This is a genomic window from Pseudorhodobacter sp. (assembly GCF_034675685.1).
GTDB lineage: Bacteria > Pseudomonadota > Alphaproteobacteria > Rhodobacterales > Rhodobacteraceae > Pseudorhodobacter.
The window spans coordinates 169,293-193,321 of the sequence record NZ_JAUCDA010000002.1; the positions used below are offsets into that span (position 1 = coordinate 169,293).

Annotated in this window: 16 protein-coding genes and 1 pseudogene; 10 read left to right on the forward strand and 7 right to left on the reverse strand. The window is 58.6% G+C overall.

Annotation, left to right across the window (positions count from 1 at the left end):
* Together VDP61_RS00935 and VDP61_RS00940 are read left to right on the forward strand one after the other, a co-directional pair.
* Positions 1 to 1,557 (forward strand): phospholipase D family protein, encoded by a 1,557-nt coding sequence (locus VDP61_RS00935; RefSeq protein ID WP_323005064.1) that lies wholly within the window; start codon positions 1 to 3, stop codon positions 1,555 to 1,557.
* 112 nt (positions 1,558 to 1,669) lie between these two features.
* Positions 1,670 to 2,812, forward strand: a complete 1,143-nt coding sequence (locus tag VDP61_RS00940; RefSeq protein WP_323005065.1) for a DSD1 family PLP-dependent enzyme — start codon at positions 1,670 to 1,672, stop codon at positions 2,810 to 2,812.
* A gap of 75 nt (positions 2,813 to 2,887) precedes the next feature.
* Here VDP61_RS00940 and VDP61_RS00945 read toward each other — a convergent pair.
* Both VDP61_RS00945 and VDP61_RS00950 read right to left on the reverse strand, forming a co-directional pair.
* Positions 2,888 to 3,629 (reverse strand): annotated as a pseudogene (locus VDP61_RS00945) (SDR family oxidoreductase).
* 21 nt (positions 3,630 to 3,650) lie between these two features.
* The gene (locus VDP61_RS00950) at positions 3,651 to 5,432 is read right to left on the reverse strand and encodes an IlvD/Edd family dehydratase (protein WP_323005066.1); all 1,782 of its coding nucleotides are present in this window, start codon (positions 5,430 to 5,432) and stop codon (positions 3,651 to 3,653) included.
* Positions 5,433 to 5,579: 147 nt separating this feature from the next.
* On the opposite strand from VDP61_RS00950, the gene VDP61_RS00955 reads away from it, so the two are divergent.
* The 3 genes from VDP61_RS00955 (at position 5,580) to VDP61_RS00965 (ending at position 9,051) form a co-directional block, all read left to right on the forward strand.
* A complete protein-coding gene (locus VDP61_RS00955; protein WP_323005067.1) occupies positions 5,580 to 5,876 on the forward strand; it encodes a hypothetical protein in 297 nt (98 codons plus the stop codon).
* 17 nt (positions 5,877 to 5,893) lie between these two features.
* Entirely contained in the window at positions 5,894 to 7,783 is a 1,890-nt protein-coding gene (locus VDP61_RS00960) for a polysaccharide biosynthesis protein (protein WP_415233883.1), read from the forward strand.
* Between the two features lie 434 nt (positions 7,784 to 8,217).
* Positions 8,218 to 9,051, forward strand: a complete 834-nt coding sequence (locus tag VDP61_RS00965; RefSeq protein ID WP_323005069.1) for a YihY/virulence factor BrkB family protein — start codon at positions 8,218 to 8,220, stop codon at positions 9,049 to 9,051.
* On the opposite strand, the gene VDP61_RS00970 is transcribed toward VDP61_RS00965, so the two are convergent.
* Genes VDP61_RS00970 through VDP61_RS00980 form a run of 3 tightly spaced genes read right to left on the reverse strand, consistent with a single transcriptional unit; the run spans position 9,045 to position 14,690 of the window.
* Complete coding sequence (locus tag VDP61_RS00970) at positions 9,045 to 12,881, reverse strand: translocation/assembly module TamB domain-containing protein (RefSeq protein ID WP_323005070.1); 3,837 nt, start codon at positions 12,879 to 12,881, stop codon at positions 9,045 to 9,047. The two genes, VDP61_RS00965 and VDP61_RS00970, sit on opposite strands and share 7 nt — an antisense overlap.
* Positions 12,881 to 13,156, reverse strand: a complete 276-nt coding sequence (locus tag VDP61_RS00975; RefSeq protein WP_416236476.1) for a BamA/TamA family outer membrane protein — start codon at positions 13,154 to 13,156, stop codon at positions 12,881 to 12,883. Before VDP61_RS00975 ends, VDP61_RS00970 begins: the two co-directional genes overlap by 1 nt.
* A complete protein-coding gene (locus VDP61_RS00980) occupies positions 13,083 to 14,690 on the reverse strand; it encodes an autotransporter assembly complex protein TamA (RefSeq protein WP_323005072.1) in 1,608 nt (535 codons plus the stop codon). Before VDP61_RS00980 ends, VDP61_RS00975 begins: the two co-directional genes overlap by 74 nt.
* Positions 14,691 to 14,857: 167 nt before the next feature.
* On the opposite strand from VDP61_RS00980, the gene VDP61_RS00985 reads away from it, so the two are divergent.
* The gene (locus VDP61_RS00985; protein ID WP_323005073.1) at positions 14,858 to 16,195 is read left to right on the forward strand and encodes a cytochrome-c peroxidase; all 1,338 of its coding nucleotides are present in this window, start codon (positions 14,858 to 14,860) and stop codon (positions 16,193 to 16,195) included.
* A gap of 6 nt (positions 16,196 to 16,201) precedes the next feature.
* Here VDP61_RS00985 and VDP61_RS00990 read toward each other — a convergent pair whose 3' ends face one another.
* Positions 16,202 to 17,725 carry a CRTAC1 family protein gene (locus VDP61_RS00990; protein ID WP_323005074.1) on the reverse strand — a complete coding sequence of 508 codons (1,524 nt, stop codon included), beginning with the start codon at positions 17,723 to 17,725 and terminating at the stop codon, positions 16,202 to 16,204.
* On the reverse strand, positions 17,722 to 19,014 hold the full coding sequence (locus tag VDP61_RS00995) for an ROK family transcriptional regulator (RefSeq protein WP_323005075.1): 1,293 nt from the start codon (positions 19,012 to 19,014) through the stop codon (positions 17,722 to 17,724). Before VDP61_RS00995 ends, VDP61_RS00990 begins: the two co-directional genes overlap by 4 nt.
* Positions 19,015 to 19,228: 214 nt before the next feature.
* On the opposite strand from VDP61_RS00995, the gene VDP61_RS01000 reads away from it, so the two are divergent.
* From VDP61_RS01000 to xylB, 4 genes are all read left to right on the forward strand, one after another.
* Positions 19,229 to 20,254, forward strand: a complete 1,026-nt coding sequence (locus VDP61_RS01000; RefSeq protein ID WP_323005076.1) for a substrate-binding domain-containing protein — start codon at positions 19,229 to 19,231, stop codon at positions 20,252 to 20,254.
* A gap of 151 nt (positions 20,255 to 20,405) precedes the next feature.
* Positions 20,406 to 21,719, forward strand: coding sequence for a sugar ABC transporter permease (locus tag VDP61_RS01005; protein WP_323005077.1), 1,314 nt, complete (start codon positions 20,406 to 20,408; stop codon positions 21,717 to 21,719).
* A gap of 11 nt (positions 21,720 to 21,730) precedes the next feature.
* Positions 21,731 to 22,489 (forward strand): ATP-binding cassette domain-containing protein, encoded by a 759-nt coding sequence (locus VDP61_RS01010; RefSeq protein ID WP_323005078.1) that lies wholly within the window; start codon positions 21,731 to 21,733, stop codon positions 22,487 to 22,489.
* Positions 22,489 to 23,925 carry a xylulokinase gene (gene xylB, locus VDP61_RS01015; protein ID WP_323005079.1) on the forward strand — a complete coding sequence of 479 codons (1,437 nt, stop codon included), beginning with the start codon at positions 22,489 to 22,491 and terminating at the stop codon, positions 23,923 to 23,925. The genes VDP61_RS01010 and xylB overlap by 1 nt, the downstream gene beginning before the upstream one ends.
* Positions 23,926 to 24,029: the final 104 nt, after the last annotated feature.

A 24,029-nucleotide genomic window follows, 5' to 3' on the forward strand; every position in this document is an offset into this window, starting at 1 on the left:
ATGGCATTGCCCATCCTCAAATTCCTTGTGGCCACGGCCTTCCTTTTGGCGCTGCTTATTCTGGTTGCGCGCGTGCTGTTCCCGGTGCCGGTTTTCAAACAACGGCTGGCAACCATTGCCTTGCCACCGGCGCAAACCGGGGCCCTGGCCGATGCCTTGGACCAGCACGGCAAAAACCACGCCGGGCTGACAGGGATTGCGCCGCTTCAGAATGGCGCTGATGCCTTTGCGGCGCGGTTCATGCTGGCTGATGCGGCCGTCAGCTCTCTTGACGTTCAATATTACATCTGGCGGGCCGATATGACCGGCTATCTGCTGCTGGACGCATTGCGCCGGGCTGCGGATCGGGGTGTACGCGTCAGGCTGCTGCTGGATGACAATGGCATTTCCGGCCTTGACCCAGCGCTGTCGGCGCTGGACGCGCATAGAAATGCCGAGGTGCGGATCTACAATCCCTTCAACCTGCGCCGCTTCAAGCGCGTGTCCTTTGGTTTCGACTTCTTTCGATTGAACCGCCGCATGCATAACAAAGCCTTTACGGTCGATGGCCGCGTGTCGATCTTGGGGGGGCGCAATATCGGGGATGAATATTTTGGCACCGGCACAAACCCGCTTCAGGTCGATCTGGATGTGCTGGCGGTCGGGGCTATTGTGCCGCAGATTTCGGCGGATTTTGATCGCTACTGGGCGGCAAAATCCGTTCATCCTGCCCGCCAGATATTAGGCAAGCCGGGTCGCACAGACCCGATCCCCCACCCGATCACCTTGGGGCTAAGCCGGTTCGACACCGACCCGCAACGCAGCGAATACCAAACGCTGCTGCAATCCTCCAACATCATTGCGGCCTTGGCGGCTGGCACGTTGGATCTGGAATGGACAAAGGCCATTTTGGTCAGCGACGACCCGATCAAGGGCGAGGGCGCGGTGCCGCGCGAGGATTTGCTTGCCACACGCTTGTTGCAAGCGGTGGGCGAAATCAAGACGCGGTTTGATGGCATCACCCCCTATTTCGTGCCCGGTGCTGCGGGTGTAAAGGCGTTTGCCACCCTTCAAAGCCGTGGCGTGACGGTGCGCATGTTGACCAACTCGCTAGAGGCAACGGATGTTGTGCCGGTTCATGCCGGCTATTCCAAACGCCGCGAGGCAATGCTGCGCGCCGGCGTCACGCTGTTTGAATTGCGCAGACAAGCGGTGGGACAGATAAAGCCTGATGTCTTTGGGCCATTCGGCTCTTCTGGGTCCAACCTGCATGCCAAAACCTTTGCCGTTGATGGTACACGCATCTTTGTGGGGTCTTTCAACTTCGATCCGCGCTCCACAACTTTGAACACCGAAATGGGGCTGCTGATTGAAAGCGAACGAATGGCTTTGGCCATGCACTCTGCCTTTGATCAGGGGTTGAACGGTCTGGCATGGCGCGTCGAAATACGCGGCCGCAATCCGGTCTGGATTGATACCGCAAGCGGAACGGAAACACGGGATGAACCGGGCGCGTCGCCAATCAAGCGGCTTGCATTGATTATCGTTGGCTGGCTGCCGGTTGAATGGTTGTTGTAACATCGTCCGGGGCCGCAGGGTCTGGGCTGTCTGTTGCCGCACGGCAATCCCCTATAGCGCTGCCTGCCGCCCCTTGTTAGCGTAAAGCACAAGATCACCAAAAGGAGCTGTGATGACCGCCACACACCTTGCCACACTGCCCACGCCTTGCCTGATCGTCGATGAGGCGAAAATGATGCATAATATCGCGCGCCTTGCAGCACATGCAGCGCGCCTTGGCGTCACCCTGCGCCCGCATCTGAAAACCACCAAAAGCATCGACGCCGCCCGCTATGTGCTGAAAGACGGAACCGGGCCGGCCATGGTTTCGACCTTGGCCGAAGCCGAAGCCTTCGCCAAAGCCGGCATCAGGGATATTGTTTATGGCGTTGGCATTGGCTTGAACAAGCTGGAGCGGGTGCTGGCCCTTCATCATGCGGGCTGCCGCCTGACAGTGCTGCTGGACAGCGTTGTACAGGCAAGGGCAGTGGCCAAGGCCTCGCGCGCGTCAGGCATCCCTATCCCCGCGATGATCGAGATTGACGCCGATGGCCACCGCAGCGGGCTGACGCCCGCAGACCCTGCGCTGATCGAAGTGGGGCGCATCTTGCATGAAGAGGGCGCAGAACTCGCCGGTGTCTTGTGCCATGCCGGTGAAAGCTATTCAGCCATCGGGCAAGAGGCGCAATCAAGATTTTCCGAGATCGAACGTCTGGCGGTGGTCAATTCCGCAACGGCCCTGCGCATGGCGGGCCTGCCCTGCCCCGTAGTCAGCGTCGGCTCTACCCCTACAGCCCACGCGGCCAAGGACCTGAACGGCGTCACCGAAATGCGCGCAGGTGTTTATGTGTTTTTTGATCTTGTCATGGCGGGCATAGAGGCGTGCCGGGTTTCTGACATCGCTTTGTCGGTCCTGACCACGGTTATCGGCCATCAGCAAAAGCAAGGCTGGGTGATCGTCGATGCGGGATGGATGGCGATGTCGCGTGACCGTGGCACCGCCACCCAGACGGTTGATCAAGGCTATGGTCTGGTGTGCGACGCAGCGGGCGCCGTGATCCCCGATCTGATCGTCATCAAGGCCAATCAGGAACACGGGGTTGTTGCCCTGCGCCCCGGTTCGCGCGGGATCATGCCCGAGTTGCCGATCGGGACGGTTTTACGGATTTTGCCCAACCACGCATGCGCAACAGCGGCCCAACATCAACGCTATCATGTCATCCCGAAAGAAACCGGCGCGCCGCTGCGCATATGGGAACGCTTTGGCGGCTGGTAGACGGGGGCCGGAAAGCGTGGCCGGGCCACAAACGGCGAAAGGGCAGAGCACGGCACTGGCCAGGCACGGCGCGGATTAACCGCGCCCGATGAAAGGCATGGCGCTGGCCATTACCGTCATGAATTGCACATTCGCGGCCAGCGGCAGGTTTGCCATATGCAGAACGGATGCGGCGATGTGTTTGACATCCATGACCGGCTCTATCGCGGTGGTGCCATTGGCCTGCGGCACGCCTTTGGTCATTGCAACCGCCATATCTGTCAACGCATTGCCGATATCAATCTGGCCGCAGGCAATGTTGAAGGGGCGGCCATCAAGGGACAGGCTGCGCGTCAGGCCGGTGATCGCGTGTTTAGACATGGTGTAGGGGGCCGAACCGGGGCGCGGCACATGGGCCGAGATGGAGCCATTGTTGATAATGCGCCCCCCCCATCGGGTCTTGCGCCCGCATATGGCGAAAGGCGGCACGCGCGCAAAGAAACATGCCCGTAATGTTGACATTGGAAAGGTATAGCCAATCTTCGACCTTGATCTCATCTATCAAGGTCGGAAAAAGCGCGACACCGGCGTTGTTGAAAAGCGCGTCGATGCGGCCCCATGTTTTCGCAGCCATTGCAAAGGCCGCATCAACTTGGGCGGGGTCGGTCACGTCGCAGGGCAAGACCAGCGCGTTCGAATGGCCCGCCGCCGTTTCATGCAGCGCGGCAGCGCGGCGGCCAAACAGGCCAACACGCCAACCGGCCTCAAGAAAAGCACCGGCGGTCGCGCGACCGATGCCCGAGCCAGCCCCTGTGATGATCAGTGTGGACCCGGCCATATGCCCCCCTTTGCCCCTGCTTCAATGGTTGTCGCGTGGCAAATCCTTGACCACACGGTGATAACTGGTCGCCAATTCCAGGCAGCCACCCTCGGCCAGTTGGCCGACATGGGTGCGGTAAATCTCTTGCCAGGGGGTCTGATGGTGCAGCACCGGGGCCACCCAATCGGCGCGGCGTTTGGCCCATTCGGCATCATCCACCAGCGCGTTCAGGGTGCTGGCGTTCAGGTCAAGCCGCACGCGGTCACCCGTTTTCAGCAGGGCAAGGCCGCCGCCTACCACCGATTCCGGCGAGGCGTTAAGGATCGACGGGCTTTCCGACGTACCCGATTGGCGGCCATCGCCGACTGTGGGCATGTGGTTGATGCCGACTTTGATCATGGCATCTGGTGGCTGCATATTCACCACTTCGGCCGAGCCGGGGTAGCCGACACAGCCAACATTGCGGATGAACAGGATACAGGTTTCATCAATATTCAGTGCCGGGTCATTGATGCGGTCGTGGTAATCCTCTGGCCCTTCAAACACAATCGCGCGGGCCTCATGGATGTTTTCTGAACCAGGATCGGAGAGGAAGCGCTGGCGGAAATCAGCAGAAATCACGCTGGTTTTCATCAAGGCAGAGTCGAACAGGTTACCCGACAACACCAAGAACCCGGCGTTCTGGCGCATCGGTTTGTCATAGGGCAAGATTACCTCGGTATCGCGGCTGCGCCATTTGCCCACGGTTTCCGACACGGGTTTGCCTGCCGCCGTCATCGCATCGCCGTGCAATCGGCCCGCTGCATACAGCTCTCCCATGATTGCAGGCACACCACCGGCGCGGTAAAAACTTTCGCTCAGGTATTTGCCGGCGGGTTGGATATTGGCCAAAAGCGGCACATCAAAGCCGATTTTCTGCCAGTCGGTGACGTGCAATTCCACACCCGCATGGCGCGCAATCGCTTGCAGATGTGGCGGCGCGTTGGTGGAGCCACCAATGGCAGAGTTAACCACAATCGCGTTTTCAAACGCTTTTCGGGTCAGAATATCCGAGGGTTTCAGATCTTCTTCAACCATCGCCACAATCCGCCTGCCCGTTTCATAGGCCATGCCCATACGTTCGCGGAACGGTGCGGGAATGGCAGAGTTGCCAGGCAGCGACATGCCCAGCGCCTCTGCCATCGCGTTCATGGTGCTGGCGGTGCCCATAGTGTTGCAATGGCCCAGCGAGGGGGCCGAGGAACAGACGCGCGACATGAATTCCTCAAGGTCAATTTTGCCATCGGCCAGCAAACGCCGGCTTTCCCAGACAATGGTGCCAGAGCCTGTGCGCTCGCCATTCCACCAGCCATCCAGCATCGGGCCACCATTCAGCGCGATTGCGGGCAGATCAACGGTGGCTGCGCCCATAAGCATCGCCGGGGTGGTTTTATCGCAGCCCGTGGTCAACACAACGCCGTCCAGCGGATAGCCGTGCAGCACCTCGACCAACGACAAATATGCAAGGTTACGGTCTAGCGCGGCTGTGGGCCGCTTGCCGGTTTCCTGGATGGGATGCACCGGAAACTCCATCGGCACGCCGCCCGCATCACGGATGCCCGCCTTGATCCGATCCATCAAAAAGACGTGGATCTTGTTGCAAGGCGTCAGGTCTGACCCGGTTTGCGCGATACCGATTACCGGGCGATTGCCCTGCAATTCGCCGCGCGTATACTCTTGGTTCAGGTAACGCTCCAGATATAGCGCGGTCATGCCGGGGTTATTGGGATTATCGAACCATTCCTGCGAACGGTACTTCTTGTTTGCGCGTGTATCGGACATGATTTCGCTTTCATCTGGTAGGGTTTGGGCAACTGACAGGATAAAGGCTGGGAAGTTCGGATATAGTGATATTCGGCATAGCAAAGCACAAGCCTGATCCAGGGTCGCGCCCATGATGTTTCATATAGTGGAAATAAACGTCAACTATTGGAACTTGTAACCTATCGCTGCGCCTATTTGCAAGGTCTGCGTGAATGCAACCCCTTTGTTATGATCAGCATGCCGATCTCGGCCATGTTTGGCATTGTGGGCAAAAATGCAGCGCGGTCGGCAAATTGGCAGCCTGGCCTGCATAGCTGCATCAATAAGAAATTAACCCCACAGGCGGTAGATATTAGTCAACTTCAGGAATCGGACGCTTTGGAAACACAATCTAAAGCTGTTGGGGGCGGAAGTTTTGGGGAAACCCCTTTGCTGCAAAAAACATACCGTGGCCTTTTGTGAGGATTGTAATGCCGTTCATTCGCTCACCACTTTTCAGACTGGTTGAACGCCTGTCGCGGTTCGATAAAAAGGTTTGCCTGGCTTGCGTTGATATTATGCTGGCCCCCGTCGCCTTCTTGATCGCCTCGACCATCCTTTACAACGCATTACCCGGCAGCGCATTTCTTGAAAGAAACTGGCCGCTCCTCATCCTTTTGGCCGGCCTCGCCGGGCTTTTTGTGACCGCCCTGAAAATGCAAAACATCAAGCTGAACGCCTACGAGTCGCGCGGGGTTTTGCGTAGCGGTGCCATGGTGTTGCTTGTGACGGTTTCTTTCGCCCTGATTGCGAATGAGTCCGGCATATATGTGTCACGGTTGGGAAGCATACTTTTTGCCTTCGTCTTTTTTCTTTTGGTTGTGGTGGCACGCTTTGCCATGTTGCACATATTGCGATGGGTTTTGCGTGAAGGGCAGCCACGCCGCCGCGTCTTGATTTATGGCGCAGGGCGCACCGGGACCCAGTTGCGTGCGGCCCTACGGTCGCATGACAGTATTTCCCCCGTTGCCTATATAGATGACAACCCGGCACTGCGCTCGATGTCAGCAGGAGGGTTGCGCATTTACGGATCAGACCGGATTGCGGAACTGACTGCGCAGTTTGATGTTGATCGTGTCTTGTTGGCGATGCCATCCGTTCCCGGGCCGAAATTGGCACAGATAGCGCGGCGGTTGCAGGCCATGGGCCTGACGGTGATGTCTGTTCCCTCATTCGCACAGCTTGTCGGAGTAGAGCGTCTGGTTGATGCGCTGACACCGATAGACCCAGACAAATTTCTGGGCCGCATGGAAATAGAGGGCGGCCTGCCTTTGGCAAGCCCCGCCTATCAGGGGCGCACCGTCTTGGTATCCGGCGCGGGCGGGTCGGTTGGAACGGCGCTTTGCTGCCAGTTGCTGCAAAGCAACCCCGCCTGCATCGTCTTGTTTGAGATCAGTGAAATCGCACTTTACACGATTGAACGAAAACTGAACAAGCTTGCCGTCGGAACGAAAACGCGCATTATTGCGGTACTGGGGTCAGTGACGGACGGTCGGTTGGCACGGGCAGCCATGAAAGAGCACAAGGTTGATATCGTCCTTCACGCGGCGGCCTATAAGCATGTGCCACTGGTCGAAGCCAACCCAATTTCCGGGCTGGCAAACAATGTTCTGGGCACCCGCACGCTCGGGGATGCCGCGAATGAGGCGGGCGTAAAGAAATTCATCCTGATTTCAACCGACAAGGCCGTGCGCCCAACCAATGTGATGGGCGCCTCAAAACGGCTTGCTGAACTGGTGGTGCAAGATCTGGCCAAACGGTCGCGCGGTACGGCCTTTTCGATGGTGCGCTTTGGCAATGTCTTTGGCTCATCTGGCTCGGTCATTCCCTTGTTCAAGGAACAAATCGCCAATGGTGAGCCAATCACCCTGACGCATGAAGATGTGACGCGCTACTTCATGACGATCACCGAGGCTGCGCAACTCGTTTTACTCGCCGGGTCTTTTTCAAATGATGGCGGCGATGTTTTTGTGCTTGATATGGGGGAACCGGTCAGGATTCGTGACCTGGCCCGGAATTTGATCAAAGAAGCGGGTCTTACTGTTCGTGATGCCGAACACCCCCACGGTGACATTGAAATTATTGTGACCGGGCTGCGGCCCGGCGAGAAGCTTTACGAAGAATTGTTGATCGGCGATGAGCTTTTCACAACGCCACACCCCAAGATACTGCGCGCACAGGAACAAAGCCTGACAGAGCTTGAGATGGCAACCGCATTGCGCGATCTGCGCGCGGCGGTTGCGACTGGCAATGCAAGGCAGGCGCATGGCGTGATCAATACTTATGTCGAAGGCTATTCCACGCCAGCACAGATTGCAGCGGCCCGGTAATTCGGTCGCCGCAAAAGCAGCGCACGCCATATGGGGTTTTATGCAACGCGCTGTCATGCTATCAAATTGTCTAGGTGATTTTTCTTATGGAGATTGAAACAAAGATCGTTTCTTCTATTGCCACTTTGACATTGATCGCAGCTTTAGGCGGCGCGGTTCAGGCACAGCCGACAGGGGCGCCTGCGCGGGTGATCATTTTGATACCGACCACGCTTGCCATCACGGCTGGGATCGCTGCTGGCACAGCATTCATTTTCACCGTTGGCAAGGGCCCTGATACATTGTTTAACCTGGAAAGCCCCTAAAACTGGGCGGGCTTAGCCACCCGTCAGCGGCCATGCGCGTTTAAGGCGGGCCTTTTTGTGTTGAAATCAACCATCAGCACTGTGTCTGCGAAACGTGGAATAGCGCGCCAAAACCGTGAAGCAAAACCAATGAGTTTTTACCAAACAACCATTACCCTCTGGACTCGCGTGTCTAATGCCGAAATTGGCCTGATCTCGGCGGGCATCGCCTTTTTTGGGTTTCTGGCGATCTTTCCTGCTTTGGCTGCGGTCATAACGATCTGGGGTTTTGCAGCCGACCCCAATGCGGTGCAAACACAACTTGTTCTGGCTGAAAACTACCTTCCGGGTGAGGCCTATGACCTGCTTTATGGGCAGGTGCAGCGAATTTTGGCAACAAACCCCCGAAGTTTGGGCCTTGCCACGGCTATTTCAACACTTTTTGCCTTGTGGTCTGCCCGTGCAGGCGTTGGCGCGTTGATCAGCGGCATCAACGCCATTCATGGGTTTCCAGGCCGGAGCGGGCTACTGCACGTCTTGCGTGCGTTCGTGTTGACCCTGGTGATGATAGGGCTGGTTCTATCCGGCATGACGGTTGCGGTCATAACGCCGCTGATAATCGGGTTTCTGCCGCTGGGCGCCGCCGCGGCAAAAGCGCTGGGTGCGGCAAATTTTTTGCTTGGCATGGCCTTGGCAATCGCAAGCATTGCAGTCGCCTATCGACTTGGCCCGAACCGGCCCAAGCATGCAAAACGCCCGCCTTTTGTAACCTTCGGTTTGTTTCTCGCGCTTGGCCTTTGGATCGCGGTATCGCGCGGATTGGTGTTTTATCTTGGCAATTTCGCCAATTACAATCAGGTCTACGGCTCTATCGGGGCGGTGGTTGCGCTGTTGATGTGGTTTTACCTATCGGCTTATGCCGTCTTGCTGGGGGCCGCCGTAGATGCCGAGGTGGAGGCCCACAGACGAGCTGCAGCTCAGTAATCCTTTTCGATGAAAACCCCGATGCCCGATTGCCCATCAGCCCCGACCGAGCCGCGCACCGTGACGTTCTTTTTCAGATCCAGATTCAGGTTGATCTTGCTCTGTCCCTTTTGGTCAACTTCCACCTCGGTATAGACACGCTTGCTCAGGTACTTACCGGCTTTGAACGACACGTTTCCTTGGGAATCGGTTGTCAGATCCAGGTCATCCAGACCAAACCCTTTGCGCAAACGCCCCACAATCCCTTCCCCGCCCTTTCCGGCAAGCGAGGCAACGGCGGCGGCAAGCTGTGCGGCCTGCAGCGCCGAAATGGATTGCAGATCACGCCCGAACAAAAGCTGTGCCAGCACTTCTTCCTGCGGAAGATCGGGAACCGAGGAAAAGATGATTTCAGGCTCATCCGCGCGGCCCTTGATCGTAACCAAGGTAACAACGTCATCCCCTTGATTTATCGCTACAATATTGATGTAGGGGATCATATCACCTTGCAACACCAGCTGTGCTTCATCCAGTTCAAGGCGCTTTCCCAGAATATCCAGACGCCCCCTGATCAATTCAAACGCACCGCTTGGCATCACGGCATTCGTGTCGCCACGAATGATCACGCGCCCGCCAAATTCCGAGTCAATCCCGCGTCCGCGCAAGAAAATGCGCGATGGTGCTTCGATAGCAAGATTCAGACCATAGGGCTGGGATGATCCCCCATTCCCATTGCCAGAACCAACGTCAATAAGACCGGCCTTGTAACGCGTATCGCGTACCGCTGCCGGCTCATTCAAATGCTTCAGCCCCGGCAGCGAACCGATGGAGGAAAAGCCCGAGGTCGGGACGCGCAACTCTGCCTCGCTGATACGAATTGTGCCAGCAATCACCGCGCCGCCCGCCAGCGGGCCTTGCACGGTAACATCACCCCCCAAAGACACGGAATACAGGTCGGGGTCTTTCAGGGTTGCATTGCGCAGGGCGACTCGCAAATCCGCCGTATTGGGCGCAGCCAGCCCGATGCTGCCGTCTATGGCCAATGAGCCGCCCGTGCTTGGGGCCGCAGTCAGATTGATCTGAACAGCATTACCGCCAAGCCGTGCCGTCGCTGCAATGTCTTGCAGGCCAAACGGCAGCCTTGGTGCTGAAAAGCGGCCTCCCTCCAGGTTTGCGGTTCCAGACAAGGACGAGAGTGCAAAGGGGCCATTCAGCCGCAGATCAAACCGGGTTTGGCCCGAAATCGACCGCGCCCCAAGAAACGCATTCGCAAGCGCGGCCTGTGCTGTGCCCGTCATCGCAAGGTCAGCGCTGCGAAAGCTGGGGGCGATGCGCCCCGAAACCCGCCCGTTCAGGCCGCCCGGCCCGGTTCCGTTAAGGTCAAGCAAATACCCCTGCCCATTCTGTGTCGCATTGCCCGCGACGGTCACCGCGCCCGGAAACTCCGAAACCAGCAGGCCAAGATTGGCAAGCCGCGCTTCAAGCTGGATTTTCCGGGTCTCACCGATCACGCTGCCGGTGGCGTTGACCGAAACCTGAGGGTTCGACAGGGTTGCTTGTTCAATCTCCAGCTTGCCATCGCGGAAATTGGCCGCGGCTTTCAGGGTGCTTTGGCCTTTCAACAGCCTGTCCGCCTCGGCGTTGCCGATTGCAAGGTTTTGCCCCATCCCCGAAAGCGTCACCTGCCCCGCGTCAAACGTACCGTTTGCCGTAACCCTGGCCTGCAACGCCCCCCGATACCCGGGGCCAAGCGGCGAAAGATCGGGTAAAGACAGGTTGGCAGAAATATCACTGCCTGCAGCGTCATAATAGCCGGTCGCATCTGCGGTGACCTGCGGGTTGGAAAGCGCGGCCGTCTCTATCACAAACCGTTTGTCGCGCAGGCTGATGGCAACCGAAAGGCGGCTTTGCCCCGCGATCAGCGCGTCGGCCTGCCCTTGCCCCAGTTTCAGATTTTCACCGATCCCGTCAAGCGTGATGCGCCCATTCACGGGGGTGCCTTCAAAGCTGGCATCAGCCCGCAGGCTACCGCCATATTTTGCGCCCAGCGCCGATAGATCCGCAAAACCGACAGTGCCTTTCAGATTGCTGCCATCGCTTGCCAGTTTGCCCGCGACATGCGCGACAAGCGGCCCAGCGACAACGTCAAGGCGGCGCAGAAACGTACCCTCTTTTGAACGCTCTGCGGCAAATTCAATCGCCGAGCCACCTTTCAAAAGGCTGTCGACCTCGGCAATCCCGACCGTGATGTCATTGCCTTTGATGTTGCCAACCGCATCAAATTCACCGCCAAGCGGGCTGATTTGGCCGCTGATCCGAAAACCCGCGCGCCCCGACAAAGGGCGCCCGGCCAGCGCGGAAAGGCGCGACAGATCGGCATATTGCGCGTCAATACTGCCCTGAGTGCTGAAACCGCTTGCAAGATTGCCGACGCGCGCCGTGCTGACGATGTTATAGCCTTCCTCATTCAGCTCAAGCCGGTCGATCTGAAAGCCGGGGCCACCCCGTTCCCAATCAAAGCTCAGCTTGCCGCTGATGGATTGGCCCAAAGCTTCGGCAAGGGCTTGATTCGTCAGCGCAACATTTGCCGCATCAAAGACCAGCGCACCATCAACACGCGCACCGCCGATGCCGGACTGACGGTTGATGCGGCCAGAGCCATCAATACTGGCCATGCCAAGCGTGACATCCGCACGCGCAAGCCCCGTCAGCGTCACCGTTGCCGACCAGCCGTCACTTTGCGCCGCGTCAAACCCGACCCGAATGTCAGCAGCGGTCACGCGGGTTTCATCTTTGCCGCCAAAGGGCAGCAGCACAGGTTCACCGCTTGGCAAGCCCAGCCGCCCCGCCAGACTGAAGGTTTGCGGCACGCCATCGGCTGCAATCACCGCCGCACCCTCCAGCGATATCGCCCGCGCTTTCAATGCCAGCGCCGTCAGGTCCAACTGGCCTGAAATGCTGCGCTGACCTTCCGCGTTCAACCGAATTTCGGGGCCGAAAAACTCGGCGTAATCTGGCAAGAACAACGGTGCTACATCGCCCTCAAGGGTCAGTGCAAACTTTTGCGCGCCGTCTTGCTGGCCCGTCAGCGTGACATCGCCCGCCAGACGTTCCTGCCCATCGGTCTGCAAATTCAGCTTTGCTGCGAAATCATCCAGTGGGCCAGCGCCCACGATTTTCAGCGCAACGCTGGGCTTGCCCGGAAGGTCAAGCAAAGTTGCCGCAATCCCATCGGCACCCTCGGTCAGATCAAGGCTGATGTTCAGTGTCTTATCCGCATTTCCATAGCCAATGGTCAGCGCCAACTGCCCCTGCGGGCCATCCCCCGTGCGGGTCAGCGCCAGATCAGCGTTGCCCTGGCCACCTGCCAGCCGCGCCGAGGCCGACAGGCTGCCTTCGATCTTTTGGCCAAGAATGGATGCATCCATAACGATGCGCTTTGCTTCCAGCTTTTCAACGTTCACCGATACGGGAAGTTCGGGCAGTGCAAAGCCAGCCGCCTCGGGGGCGGGAACTGCATCGGGATCAGCAAGCGGTTTGCGGGCGATGATCACCTCATCCGCCGTCAGTTCCGATACCTGGACAACGCCGCGCAGCAACGAAGCCCGGCTCCAATCCAGCACCACATTGTTCAGCGTCAGCCACACACCCTGGCTGTCGGCAATCGTCAGGCTGGCCATTTCGGCCTTTGATGAAAACGCGCCGGAAAACCCTGTCACCGTCACCTTTCGGCCTGCGCCAGACAGGTTATCTTCTAAAAACGCCGTCAGCAAATCGCGATCATCCCCTTGGGCAACGGCCATGAAGGGCAGGGAAAACAGAAAAAGCAGCGTGATCCAAAACATGCGCATCAGAAGGATTGCCCTATACCAACGTAGACCTGTGGCTTCTTGCCGCCACCCGAAACCGGCACACCGATGTCAAGCCGGATCGGCCCGAAACCGGTTGCATAGCGCAGGCCAAATCCTGCCCCCGCATGGCTGGCCGTCGTGCCACCATACAAACCATCCGTCGCAATCTGGCCAAAATCGGCAAAGCCGACAACGCCGATGCTATCCGTCACCTTGGCCCGCACTTCCAAAGATGCCCCCAAAAAGCCGGTGCCACCGCTGCGTTGGCCCGTCATGGCCGAGGTAAAACCAAGCGATTGATAAGGTTGCCCCCGCACTGAACCGCCCCCCCCCCGAATAAAACAGGAAATCGGGCGGCAAGTTGCTGATCGACGACCCAAACACGCCTTTCGCCTGAAAGCGCCCGGCGATTGTAACGCGGTCATTTGCCCCAAAACCACGATAGGCCCGCGCATCAACGGCAAGCCTGAACCCGGAATCAGAGGTGCCGAAACCCAAAAACGGCGCCGCCTCGGCATCAACATAAAACCCTTGGGTCGCATCGGTTTTTGAATTTCGGCGGTCCCAGTTCACGCCCACCGGCAAGGCCAGATTGCGAAAATTGATTGTGCTTGCGGGATATGTGACGCGGTATTGCGAATACTCCAGCCCCACGCGCGCTGTTATCTCGCGCGATAGATACTGGGTAAACCCTAGCCTCGTCTCAAGAAAATCCTGCACATAATCGGCATCGTCGGTATGGCCTATCCGTAAAAGGGCCGTGGCCGTGGTGTCTGGGCTAAGCGTTGCCGGGCGGTCTATCTTGAAGCCAAGCGCGTAATCGACACCGCTGCCTTGCGCCCCGATCTGTGCAATCTCACCATCAACCCTGAAACGCTCACCGCCGCCAAACAGGTTCCGGTGCAGCCAATAGCCACTGATTTTGGCACCCTCACTGCTTGCCACCTCGACGCCGAAACTTAGGCGGCGCGGCTTTTCCTCGGCCAGTTTGGCGGTAATGCCAAGGATATCGGGCGCGGTGATGGCCGCATCTTCTTCCAGGGCTACAGAACGGAAAACCCCGGTACGGCGCAACCGCTCCTCTGCGTCTTCCAATTCCTTGGGGCTGTATTGTTCACCGCTGGGCAGGCCCGCAATTTTGACAATACGGTTTACGCGCATACGCTCTTGCCCGGTCACGGCCAATGGGCCAAACCGCAGCCGGGGGCCAGCCGTGACCCGAAGGCTTGATGCAAGCATTGCTGTACGGTGATCGGCGGTCAGGTCCTGGTCGGTTACCTCGGCTTTGGCATGCCCAACCGCGCGCCAACCATCAACCGCAGCCGAAGCCGCGCTTGAAATAATGGCGCTTTGCGCGATTTCACCCACACGATAGGTTTTGGGCAGCTTCGTATCTGCGGCAAGCGGCGCAACCTCGGCCCGGGAGAATTTGAAGGCAGGGCCGGGGACCACCCTCAGCGATATTTTCTTGATGGATTTGGGCGCATCCAAGGGCGGGATAGCGGCAACCTCGCGCCCATCAATACGAATTTCGATAACGCCAGAATAGCGGCCCATCGCATAAAGCGCGCCTTCAAGCTGCTGATATTCCGCCCGCGCCGAGGCGAACAGATCCTGTACGTTGGCGCTGCCCTCAGCTTGTGCTGCAACCAAAAGCGACGCACTGCGCAGCGCTTTTTCAACCTCGGCATCGCCGCCTTCGACCTTGAAATCCAGCTGATCCAATGCCTTGACTGGCCCGGTTGATGCAAAAACCGCAGCCAGCAACAGCGCGGCTATGCCCAATCCATGGTGCGTGAACCGCTGCATCCTGCCTCCTGCCCGCTTAACAAATATTATTACCATATGTATTGCATCTTGCCTGCAAACATACAACGAAACGAAACGGTGATTTTCAGGGTATCGGCAACGATGGGCCATATTTTTGATTTTCTGTTTCACCAAATTTCTGCTTATGTTGCGCAGCGGAGGAACCGATGCATCTTTATTTGACAAGTATAACGCTGCTCGCAGCTTTTGGCTCCGTTGCAATGGCTGAAACACGGGCTGAAACACGGCCATTGCCCTTGACGGATGCTGATTTCAGGCACCATTCGCAACCCGAGGTCGCTTTGGGGCAAGCGTTGTTCTGGGATGCCGAACTGTCTGGAAACCGTAACATTTCGTGTGCAACCTGCCATCATCCACGCTTTGGCACCGGCGATGGTGTATCGCTGGCTTTGGGCGAAGGCGGCATTGGCATTGGCCCAGATCGCCGCCCCGACCCTGCCAATCTGCCCGAACAGCGCATCCCGCGCAACGCGCCAGCCCTGTTCAATCTGGGTATTCTGGATTTGCGCAATCTGTTTCACGATGGCCGGATAGAGGCAGATCGCACGCGCGCCAGCGGCTTTCGCACCCCGCTAGAGGATGAGATGGTCAGCGGCTTTGCTTCCTTGCTATCGGCGCAAAGCATGTTTCCGGTGTTGTCGCCCGATGAAATGGCCGGGCACTATTCTGAAAATGAGGTTTCAAAGGCCGTCCGTACCGGCCAGCTTACGGGGCCAAACGGCGCCTGGGAAAAGATCGCGGCGCGAATTGCCGCCATTCCGGCCTATCAGCAGCAGTTTGCGGCGGTCTATCCGGAAATCGCGGCGGGGCGGCCCGTTCAATTCACCGATATTTCCAATGCAATTGCCGCCTTTATCAGCTTTGAATGGCGGTCCGATACTGCCCCCTTTGATGCGTGGCTGCGGGGGGCGGCGCAGCTTCCCCCACTTGCTGCCAAGGGGGCCGATTTGTTTTATGGTGATGCCGGGTGCAGCACTTGCCATTCTGGCCCCTTGCTGACCGATCAGGCCTTTCACGCCATGGGAAGCCCACAGTTGGGGCCGGGCAAGGCGGAACGGTTTGAAAGCAATCAGCGCGATCTGGGCCGCAGTCGGGTGACAAATCGCAGCGCGGATGCCTATGCCTTTCGCACGCCATCATTGCGCAATATCACCGCAACCGGCCCCTATGGCCATGCCGGGGGCCATGCCGACCTGCGCGCCTTTGTGCTGTTTCATGCGAACCCGGCGGCCGGATTGGATACCTATACCCCGCAAGCGGTCCTGTCAGGGTTTACCACCGACAAAGATGATTGGGCGATGCTGCAAGACAAGGCCGAAACCGCTGCAATCAAGCAGGCCATCCGCCAACCCGCACGCGCCTTGACCGACGATGAGGCCACCGCGATTCTGGCGTTCCTGGACAGTCTTACCGATCCTGCTGCACTTGCCGGGCGGCTGGGTATTCCGCTGGCCGTTCCCAGCGGCTTGCCGATTGACCGCTAAGGCCGCTTAATCGCGCAGGCCATCCGGCAAGATTGTCACCACCCTGTCAGCAGATACGGCAAGCCATGGGCCAGTGCTGCCATTTGGCCAGATCACCCTGACCTCTGCGGCCCCGTCCACGCCAAGCCCAAAATGCAGCGGCACCGCCTGCCCCGACACATGGCCACCGCCCACCGTCACTTCACGCGATTGCACGCGGCCGCCGCTGCGCAGCTCTACCCAGGCGCCAACTGCCTGGCTGTTGCCCGCCGGGCCTTGCAGGGAAACGCCCAGCCAATGCCCGGTGTCTTGCGTCGTATTCTGCCAGATCTCCATCGGCGCCCGGCGGTTGACGACCACGATATCCAGCAACCCATCGGCGTTCAAATCCACCAAACCCGCCCCACGAGACCGTTCCAGCGTGCCAATGCCCGCCGCCCCGCCCTTTTCAACAAACACCCCATCCGCGCCCTGCATCAGCAGGTTGTTCGGGTCATGCATCGCGTTTGAGGGCATCTGATCGACATTCCCTTTGGCGATGAACAGGTCATCACGCCCGTCATTGTCGATATCGCCAAATTCGGCGTGCCAGCCCGTGCTGGGGCGGCCATCATCGCCCAAATAGGGCTGATGCGCGTAGGTTCCCAAAGCAAATGGCGCATTTTCCAACCTGCCGCCACCCTTGTTGACCTGCAGCAACTGGTCGCCCATGGAGGTCATCATCACCTCGGGCAGACCATCGGCGGTAATATCCCGGCTGGCAATCCCCATACCCCAAAGCGAAAACCGGGGCCAAGTTGCCTGCGAATAGGGCGCAAGGGGGGTCAGATGCCACATTTCCTCATAGCCGCCGCGCACATAATAATGGCGGTCGTTTGAAATGCGCAGATCGGCAGTGCCGTTGCGCTGCCAATCGGAAAACAGCATCGACAGGGCGCAATAGCCGGGGGCCAGTGCCGTTGGCGCATCATAGCCGCCGCCCGGTTTCGGGCGATACAGGCTGTTGCTGTCACACGCTTCAAACGGGCCATCGGCGCGGCTGCGGTCAACATAATGGCCGATCGCAAGGGTGGGCCAGCTTTGGCCCTTTTCCCATGTTGCCGAAAACGCCGTGGACCATCTGTCGCCGGTTTGCAGGCCCCACTCGGCAGTTGCATCGTGGAATTTGCAATCGGCCCCGCCTTTCAAAAAGACATCCGGGCCAACCCGCAAAACCGCCAGATCGAGCAAGCCATCGCCGTCAAAATCCAGTGGGTAAGCACCTGTTACCCCGGTTAAATCGGCCAGCGCGCCATCCGCAAACATCACAGCGCCCTTTGGTTCGCTGATATTGACCAACAGTCTGGCCGCATTGGTGCCGCCCGCCACAAACACATCCGGTCGGGCATCGGCGTTGCAATCAAAAATCGCCACGCCGCCACCGACAAAATGCTCCCATTCACCCGCATAGATCACCGCAGAGGGCAGGTCTGGCGCATGATCCACGAAACTTGGGGCGGCCAGCGCTGGCTGCACCGCAAACACCGAAAACAGCAAAGGCAATATCTTCATTGCGCGGCCACCTCACGCTGCCCACCCTCACGGCTGGGCGCAAGCAAACGCTCGGTCACAGCCGAAAGCGCCAGTGCCGCAGCCCCCTGCGCCCAAAGCATATCGCCCCAGGCGTGAATTTCTATTGGCGGTCGGGGCCGTCCGGTGGCAATCGCAAGGCTGTTCATCTCGGCCAGGGTATCGGCGGCATAGAGATAGTCAAACCGCATCCGATCGCCGCTAAGAATAATCAGCGACGGATCAAACAGATTTACCACATTTGACAGCCCAACCGCCAGATAGCGCCCTGCCCTGCGAAAGATTGACCGTGCCGCCGCGTTCCCCGCCTTGGCATGATCATACAGGCTTTCCAACAACACGTTGATCGACTGCCCCTCTTTACCCACCCAGTTCAGCGCGGTTGTTGCCTCGCGCGCCAGCGCATAATCGGCCACATAGGCCTCAAGGCAACCACGCTGGCCGCAGCGGCACAGGGCACCATCAAGCTGCACTTTGGTATGCCCCAACTCCATCCCCAGACCTTGCGCACCGCGATAGATACGGTGGTTTATCACGACCCCCATGCCCACGCCATGCTCTATGGTAACAACCGCGAAATCCGACAATCCGCGCCCTGCCCCGAACCATAATTCGGCAAGCGTCACAAGGTTTGCATCATTGTCGACATGCACCGAAAGGCCAAGATGCGCGCTGGCCGCCTCGGCCAGATTGACCCCGCGTTCGGCCATCACCGATGACCACATCACTTGCCCACTGCGACTGTCAACAAACCCCGGAACGCCAAGGCCCAGGGCCGACAAATCACCCCGATCAATCCCGGCTTTTGCACAGACCTTATCAAGCAGCGCCGCCATCGCGGCCAATAGCTGCGGCAATTCCATGGCACCGGGGCTGCGGGCAACCACCTCATCTGCAATCAGATTGCCGGCAAAATCGACAATAACCGCCGTATGTTCACGATCAGACAGCTTCATACCCGCGACCCGATGCGCCTGCGCCTTGACCCCCAAGGCAACCGCAGGGCGGCCGCGCCCTGCATCACCGTCGCGCAGGGCCGCGACCTCTTCCAACAGGCCAGAATCGATCAGCTCTGATACGCCGGTGGTCACCGAGGCCGGGCTGACGCCAAGCTCTTTGGCAACCTGCACCCGCGCTATGGTGCCAGCGGCCCGTACTTTTTCAAAGATCTGCTGGCGCAAAGGCCGCAGTGATTCTGAAAGCGGAGGGATGAGCGGGCCGCAACCCGGTACAGCGTTTATCACAAAGTCCTTTCGCAATTGCGGCATCATTAGTTTACTTCCCAAATTAAATACTGCAGCATTTCACCTATAATGATCAAGTTCATGCTGCACAGCGGCATTTTCATACAGAAAACCTGGCAGATCGCATAGTGACAGCTATTTTTATTTTGACAACTGAATTTATTATCGCCTAGGAATGGAGTGTACCGACGAATCCGTCGGGCTGACCTGCAAAAGGTCGATTCCACAGGGAGGGAAACACATGCGTAACGCAATTCTGCTGGCCGTCATCGCTGCGACGGGCTTCTCAACGGCCGCATTGGCCGAAGGCAAGAAAATCGGCGTATCCTGGGCAAGCTTTCAGGAAGAGCGCTGGAAGATTGACGAAGCCGCGATGAAAGCCGCAATCGAGGCGGCCGGCGACAGCTATATTTCGGCTGACGCGCAATCATCCTCGGCAAAACAATTGACCGATATCGAGGCGCTGATCGCACAAGGCGCAGACGCCTTGATCATCAACGCATGGGACAAAGATGCCATTGGCCCCGCGATCGACAAAGCCGCTGCCGAAGGTATTCCAATGGTCGGCTATGACCGTTTGATCGAAGATGACCGCACTTTTTATCTGACCTTTGACAATAAGGGCGTTGGTTCGATCATCGCGGAAACCGTTGTGGCCGTGCAGCCTGAAGGCAATTTCGCGATCATCAAGGGTGATCCCGGCGACCCGAACGCGGCATTCTTGCTGGAAGGCATGATGGAAGTGATTGGCGCAGATGTTGCATCGGGCAAGATCAAGATCGTTGGCGAGGCGTTCTCGGATGGCTGGAAGCCGGAAAATGCGCAAAAGAACATGGAGCAGATTCTGACCGCAAACAACAACGCGGTTGATGCGGTTCTGGCCGAAAACGATGGTATGGCGGGCGGCGTTGTGGCGGCTTTGGCAGCACAGGGCCTTGTCATTCCGGTCGGCGGCCAGGATGGCGACCTTGCCGCGATCAACCGGGTTGCACGCGGCAGCCAGACCGTTTCGGTTTGGAAAGATTCGCGGCAACTGGGTAAAGCGGCTGGCGAAATTGCCGCGGCTTTGGCAGATGGCACCGCATTGGACGCAATCGACGGCGCGTCCAAGTTTAGCGGTGGCGAAAAAGGCGTTGAAATGAACGCGATCTTGCTGAAACCGACACCGATCACCAAAGACACCCTGAACCTTGCGATTGACGCAGGCCACATCACCAAAGAGATGGCTTGCGAAGGCGCGATGGATGGCGTGGCCGCTTGCCAGTAACGGCCTAGGCCCTGTTCCGGCACCATGGTTTTTCATTGGTGCCGGGACCCTTTTTTCCTGACTAGGTTGATGTTTTGTGTATGGCACCTCGGGGGCACACCTTGGGATGTTTTGCCTGCAATCCATTTCCTCATTAGCGTTGGACCCGGATATGACCGATACATCCCCCCCAAAAACTGACCAGACCGCCTCATTGATAACGCGCTTTTTGCGCGCGACTGAAATAGATACCCGTCTTCTGGGGATGATCGGCGCCTTGATGTTGATCTGGTTCGGGTTTCACTTTTACGGGGCGATTTTCGGGAATGGCGGATTTTTCCTGACGCCGCGCAACCTGTGGAACCTTTCGGTGCAAACCTCGTCCATTGGCATCATGGCGACGGGTATGGTTTTGGTGATCGTGACCCGCAACATCGACCTTTCGGTGGGCGCTTTGCTGGGCCTGACGGCGATGATCATGGGGCTGCTGCAGGTGAATATCCTGCCGCCGATCCTTGGGCTGGGAAACCCGTTCATCTGGATCATCGCGGTGGCAACAGGCATGGTGGCGGGTGCGGTGATTGGCACCTTTCAAGGCTGGTTGATCGCCTATCGCGGCATCCCGGCCTTTATCGTCACGCTTGGTGGTTTGCTGGTCTGGCGCGGCTGCGCGTTTTTGTCGGCGGGCGGGCGCACCATTTCGCCGGTGGATGAAAACTTTGCCTTGCTGGGCGGGGGGCCCTATGGCGCGATTGGCGAAACCGGCAGTTGGATTGTCGGCCTTATCGCCTGCGCTGGCGTTGTCTGGATGCTGCACTCTGGCCGCAAACAACGGCAGTTACATGATTTCAAGCTGCGCCCGATGTGGGCCGAAGGGTTTCTGGCAGTGGTCGGTTGTGGCGCGATTATCGGTGCCGTGCTGCTGGTCAACGCTTACCCCTGGCCCAAAGGCATCGTGAATGCCTATGCCAAGGCCAATGACATTACCGTGCCGGCCGAAGGCCTGTTCATCAGCCACGGTTTTGCGATTCCGGTGCTGATACTGGTTACGGTCGGAATTTTGATGACGGTGCTGATGACCCGCACCCGCTTTGGTCGCTATGTGTTTGCCATTGGCGGCAACCCCGAGGCGGCAGCGCTGGCAGGCATCAACACCAAGTGGATGACGTTGAAAATCTTTGCCCTTATGGGTATGTTGGCCGGGCTTGCCGGGGTCGTCGCCTCGGCCCGCCTCAACTCGGCCACCAATGCTTTGGGCGTGTTTGACGAGCTGTATGTCATTGCCGCTGCCGTTATTGGCGGCACCTCGCTGGCGGGGGGTATCGGCACGATTTACGGCGCTATCCTTGGCGCGCTGGTGATGCAAAGCCTGCAAACCGGGATGGTATTGATTGGTTTTGATACCGCCATTCAACAGATCGTTGTCGGCTCTGTTCTCGTGCTCGCTGTGTATCTCGACAATCTTTACCGCAAAAAAGTGAAGTGAAAGGGACCGCCATGACCAATACGCGAACACCACTGGTCGAGATGCGCGATATCTCGATTTCTTTCGGCGGCATCAAGGCTGTTGATCGCGTCACCATAGATTTGCATGCGGGTGAGGTTGTTGGCCTTCTGGGCCATAACGGCGCAGGCAAATCAACGCTGATCAAATGCCTGTCGGGCGCCTATCAGGCCGATGCTGGCCAGATTTTCATTGATGGCAAGCCGGTGGAAATCAATAACCCCCGCGATGCCCGCGCGCAAAACATCGAGACGATCTATCAAACCCTTGCGCTGGCCGATAACCTTGATGCCGCCTCGAACCTGTTTTTGGGGCGGGAACTGATCAGCCCGCTTGGCTTTGTGAATGACAGCAAGATGGAGGCCGAAACCCGCAAGATCATGCACCGGCTGAACCCGAATTTCAAAAAATTCAACGTGCCGGTGTCGGCGCTGTCGGGGGGGCAGCGACAGTCGGTTGCCATTGCCCGCGCGGTGTATTTCAACGCCCGCATCCTGATCATGGATGAACCCACCGCCGCCCTTGGCCCACAAGAAACCGAAATGGTTTCGGAATTGATCCAAGAGCTGAAAAAGCAGGGCCTCGGCATTTTTCTGATCGAGCATGACATTCACAACGTGATGAAACTATGCGACCGCGCGAGTGTGATGAAAAACGGCGAGTTGGTCGGTACGGTGAATGTGGATGAGGTGACGGATGAAGACATCCTGGCCATGATCATCCTTGGCAAGAAACCCGCAAAGGCTGCCTGATGTATATTGGACTTGATCTTGGCACATCCGGCCTGAAAGGCATCTTGATTGACGAGGCGCAGACTGTGCTGGCCGAGGCGACGGCCCCGCTGACGGTGCAGCGCCCGCATGACGGCTGGTCAGAACAAAGCCCTGCTGCGTGGATTGCTGCGGCTGAAATTGTGATGGACAGGCTGGCGGCACATGGGCTGGGCGACGTGCGCGGCATCGGGCTTTCCGGGCAGATGCATGGCGCGACCCTGCTGGATAGCGCGGATGAGGTGATCCGCCCCTGTATTTTATGGAACGACACCCGCAGCGCCGCCGAGGCGGCCGATCTGGACGGCGACCCGATGTTTCGGCGCATCACCGGCAATATCGTGTTTCCCGGCTTTACCGCGCCCAAGCTGCTGTGGGTCCGCAACCATGAGCCCCGGAACTGGGAACGCGTGGCAACCGTGCTGCTGCCCAAGGATTATTTGCGCCTGTGGCTGTCGGGCGAATATGCCGCCGAAATGTCGGATGCCGCAGGGACAAGCTGGCTGGATACCGGCGCGCGTGACTGGTCGGATGATCTGCTGGCCGCAACCGGGCTGGCCCGCGCAAACATGCCACGACTGGTTGAAGGCGCAGCGATTTCGGGCAATTTGCGCGCCGCCCTTGCCGCGCGCTGGGGCTTGCCTGCGGGCGTGGTGATTGCGGGCGGCGGCGGTGACAACGCCGCGTCGGGCGTGGGGGTCGGCGTTGTGCGCGCGGGCGAGGCGTTTGTGTCGCTTGGCACCTCGGGCGTGCTGTTTGCCGCCAATGCCGGTTATCAGCCCAGCCCGGAAACTGCCGTACATACGTTTTGCCATGCCCTGCCCGATACATGGCATCAGATGGGCGTTATCCTGTCGGCCACGGATTCGCTGAACTGGTACGCAGGCCTGGTCGGTGAAGCCGCCGCCACATTGACCGGCGGGCTTGGCGCGTTGCAAAGCCCCGGCAAGCCGCTGTTTCTGCCCTATCTTGGCGGAGAGCGCACGCCGCTGAACAATGCCACCATTCGCGGCGCGTTTCTGGGGTTGGAACATGCGACCGACAAGGCCGCTGGCACGCGTGCGGTGCTGGAAGGCGTCACTTTTGCGTTTCGCGATTGCCGCGATGCTTTGGCGGCTACCGGCACCAAGCTGGAAAAACTGATTGCGGTGGGGGGGGGCTCGCGTTCGGATTACTGGCTGGGGGCGATTGCAACAGCGCTGAATGTGCCGGTATTGCTACCGCAAGCCGGTGATTTTGGCGGTGCCTTCGGTGCGGCACGGCTGGCCATCATGGCGACGACCGGCGCAGGGGCAGAGATTGCAACCCTGCCGCCCATCGCCCGGCAGATTGACCCAAGCCCAGCCCTGACGGCAGCGTTTGACGCGGGGCATGCCCGCTATCATGCCGCGCAAGCGGCAATCGCCACCTTGGGCTGATAGGGCCTGCAAGCGATTGCCGGGCAGCGCGACCTGGCCAGCAAAAGGCAGGGATTGGGGCCGGGATGAAAGGCGCAGGGTTGCAGTTTCCCCCCGAACGCCCC

Coding starts and splice junctions, on each gene's coding strand:
- VDP61_RS00995 (WP_323005075.1), bottom strand. CDS start 19,014: ATGATGCCGCAATTGCGAAAGGACTTTGTGATAAACGCTGTACCGGGT.
- xylB (WP_323005079.1), top strand. CDS start 22,489: ATGTATATTGGACTTGATCTTGGCACATCCGGCCTGAAAGGCATCTTG.
- VDP61_RS00940 (WP_323005065.1), top strand. CDS start 1,670: ATGACCGCCACACACCTTGCCACACTGCCCACGCCTTGCCTGATCGTC.
- VDP61_RS01000 (WP_323005076.1), top strand. CDS start 19,229: ATGCGTAACGCAATTCTGCTGGCCGTCATCGCTGCGACGGGCTTCTCA.
- VDP61_RS00970 (WP_323005070.1), bottom strand. CDS start 12,881: ATGCGCATGTTTTGGATCACGCTGCTTTTTCTGTTTTCCCTGCCCTTC.
- VDP61_RS00985 (WP_323005073.1), top strand. CDS start 14,858: ATGCATCTTTATTTGACAAGTATAACGCTGCTCGCAGCTTTTGGCTCC.
- VDP61_RS01005 (WP_323005077.1), top strand. CDS start 20,406: ATGACCGATACATCCCCCCCAAAAACTGACCAGACCGCCTCATTGATA.
- VDP61_RS00990 (WP_323005074.1), bottom strand. CDS start 17,725: ATGAAGATATTGCCTTTGCTGTTTTCGGTGTTTGCGGTGCAGCCAGCG.
- VDP61_RS00980 (WP_323005072.1), bottom strand. CDS start 14,690: ATGCAGCGGTTCACGCACCATGGATTGGGCATAGCCGCGCTGTTGCTG.
- VDP61_RS01010 (WP_323005078.1), top strand. CDS start 21,731: ATGACCAATACGCGAACACCACTGGTCGAGATGCGCGATATCTCGATT.
- VDP61_RS00950 (WP_323005066.1), bottom strand. CDS start 5,432: ATGTCCGATACACGCGCAAACAAGAAGTACCGTTCGCAGGAATGGTTC.
- VDP61_RS00975 (WP_416236476.1), bottom strand. CDS start 13,156: ATGACGGGCCAACGCAGCGGTGGCACCGGCTTTTTGGGGGCATCTTTG.
- VDP61_RS00965 (WP_323005069.1), top strand. CDS start 8,218: ATGAGTTTTTACCAAACAACCATTACCCTCTGGACTCGCGTGTCTAAT.
- VDP61_RS00935 (WP_323005064.1), top strand. CDS start 1: ATGGCATTGCCCATCCTCAAATTCCTTGTGGCCACGGCCTTCCTTTTG.